Raw genomic sequence first — 2,363 nt, 5'->3', positions numbered from 1 at the left:
GTCCTACACCAACGCCGGCAAACTGAGCGACGACGATACATCCGCCGTGATCGCCTATCTCCGCAGCCTGCCGGCCGCCGGTGCTCAGACACCCGATCCTCCCGACCGCTTCAATCTCCTGGGTCTTGCCATGCTGGGGGCCGGCCTGTTGCCGAGCGGCAAACCGGTCAGCACCGCCGTCGTGACGGCGCCGCCGAAATCGCCGACCTCGGAGTTCGGCGCCTACATTCTGTCGTACCAGGATTGCCGGGAATGCCATGGTCGCCAGTTGACCGGCGGCGTGCCCGGTCAGCTGGCGCCGCTCGGTCCCGACCTCAGCGTCGTGAAGGATTGGACGCGTGTGGACTTCATCGCGACCTTTCGCACCGGCGTTGATCCCAATGGGCATGAGCTTGGCAAGGTCATGCCGTGGCGCCCGCTCGGCCGCATGGATGATGACGAGTTGACCGCGATCTATGAGTACCTGACGCACCTGCCGCCGGGCTGAGCAGCGGGTTTGGCGCGGCGGGTTTCGCTCCGTTTCGGGGCACGAACGATCTGGCGCGATCGGCTGGAAACGTGTAGAGCGGCGTGCATGAACGCCGAAAACGTCAATCTCGTCAGTCACCCGCTGGTCCAGCACAAGCTTTCGCTGATGCGCGAGCGCGATCGCTCGATCAAGGGATTCCGGGAGCTCCTCAACGAGATCGGGATGCTCTTGTGCTACGAGGTGACCCGCGACCTGCCGCTCGAACTGGTCGATATCGAGACCCCGCTGTCGCCGATGAAGGCGCCCAAGATCGCCGGCAAGAAGCTGACCTTTGCGCCGATCCTGCGGGCCGGCGTCGGCTTTCTCGACGGCATGCTGGCGCTGGTCCCTTCCGCGCGCGTCGCGCATATCGGGCTCTATCGCGACCCCGATACGCTGCAGGCGGTCGAGTATTTCTTCAAGGCGCCCCAGGATCTGTCGGATCGGACCGTCGTGCTGATGGACCCCATGCTGGCGACGGGCAATTCGGCCTGCGCTGCGGCGACCCTTCTGAAGACGCGTGGCGGTCGCGACATCCGTTTCGTCTGCCTGCTCGCGGCGCCCGAAGGCATCGCGCAATTCCGGAGGGAACATCCCGACGTTCCGATCTGGACCGCCGCCATCGACGAGCGGCTGAACGATCACGGCTACATCCTGCCCGGCCTCGGCGATGCCGGCGACCGCATGTTCGGGACGAAGTAGCAAGACCGCATCACCAGTCGAGCGTTTCCGGGGTTCGAATCGTCAGGCGCGCCGCGGTCGATGAAGATGGGCACTATTCGTTCGCCGTGGCGCTATGATACCGGGGCCTGCCGCGCGAGCGCATCCGCCGATTTTCGACGCCTTCCGACATTGCACTTCCCCGCTCAGGCCGCCTTGGGCTTGTTCACTGTCTCGATTCGATCGAGAATCTTGCCGAGATCGCGCCTCGCGATCTGCATGTCATAGTCGTTCTGCAGGTTGAGCCAAAGCTGGGCGGTCGTCCCGAGCGCCTTGGCGAGCCGAAGCGCGGTATCGGCCGTAATGCCGCTCTGTTCGCCGGCGATCCGCTCGATCCGAGTGCGAGGCAAGCCGCAGGCCTTGGCGAGAGCGCCCGCCGACATTCCGAGCGGAACGAGGAACTCCTCCCGCAGAACCTCACCAGGATGCATGGGCTTGAGCTTCTTGGTCACTGTAGGTCCTCTTCTAGTGGTAATCCACGATCTCAACGTCCGCCGGGCCTTCCGTCGTCCAAACAAAGCACACCCGGAATTGGTCGTTGATCCTTATCGAGTGTTGCCCCTTGCGATCACCCGCCAGCGCTTCAAGACGGTTGCCTGGAGGCGACCGCAAGTCACCGAGATCGCCCGCGGCGTTGAGGTAGCGCAATTTCCGACGTGCGACCTTGACCATGTCGGCCGGAAAGCCCTTGGTACTTTCGCCGTTGTAGACGGTTTCGGTGGCCTTGTTCCGGAAGCTCCTGATCACGGGAGCTGATGTATCATTCGCCGATACACTCGTCAAGTGCATGCGTATCAACCAATGATACAGCCTGTTCTCCCTGCTGACCGGGCATTCTCGCCTGAAGCGACCGGCGACAGGTTCCATGTGCGGCTATCGGTGGCTCAAGGCGGCCCTTGGGCCGCATTTGCTTTCGCTTCAAAGGCGGGGATGCCAGCACTAACCCGAACTTCCTTCTATCGGAAACGATAAGCCCTTGAGCTCAATGGATTTGTCGGAGATTGGCCACGAAAACGTAGCCATGTAATTTGTGATATTGTTATTGCATTATCGATGAATTGTTGGTATAATTTAGCCATGTATATCGAATCCGTGCCGAACCGGAATTCGCCGCCCGCGATCCTCTTGCGGGAGA

Annotated in this window: 4 protein-coding genes; 2 read left to right on the top strand and 2 right to left on the bottom strand. The window is 61.9% G+C overall.

Annotated elements, in window-relative coordinates; genetic code table 11:
* Nucleotides 1-487: c-type cytochrome (locus tag WCB02_RS32415; RefSeq protein ID WP_423964717.1), on the top strand; the 487-nt coding region annotated here is incomplete at its 5' end.
* Nucleotides 488-574: 87 nt separating this feature from the next.
* The gene (gene upp / locus WCB02_RS32410; RefSeq protein WP_423964715.1) at nt 575-1,210 is read left to right on the top strand and encodes a uracil phosphoribosyltransferase; all 636 of its coding nucleotides are present in this window, start codon (nt 575-577) and stop codon (nt 1,208-1,210) included.
* A 164-nt stretch (nt 1,211-1,374) separates the two neighbouring features.
* On the opposite strand, the gene WCB02_RS32405 is transcribed toward upp, so the two are convergent.
* Both WCB02_RS32405 and WCB02_RS32400 read right to left on the bottom strand, forming a co-directional pair.
* Nucleotides 1,375-1,680 (bottom strand): HigA family addiction module antitoxin, encoded by a 306-nt coding sequence (locus tag WCB02_RS32405; protein WP_423964713.1) that lies wholly within the window; start codon nt 1,678-1,680, stop codon nt 1,375-1,377.
* Between the two features lie 13 nt (nt 1,681-1,693).
* Complete coding sequence (locus tag WCB02_RS32400) at nt 1,694-1,975, bottom strand: type II toxin-antitoxin system RelE/ParE family toxin (protein WP_423964711.1); 282 nt, start codon at nt 1,973-1,975, stop codon at nt 1,694-1,696.
* Nucleotides 1,976-2,363: the final 388 nt, after the last annotated feature.

The sequence above is a fragment of the Bradyrhizobium sp. genome, assembly GCF_049581145.1.
In the GTDB taxonomy this organism is placed as follows: domain Bacteria; phylum Pseudomonadota; class Alphaproteobacteria; order Rhizobiales; family Xanthobacteraceae; genus Bradyrhizobium.
Note: the sequence above shows the minus strand (reverse complement) of the source record. Positions and strands in the feature narration are given on the sequence as shown.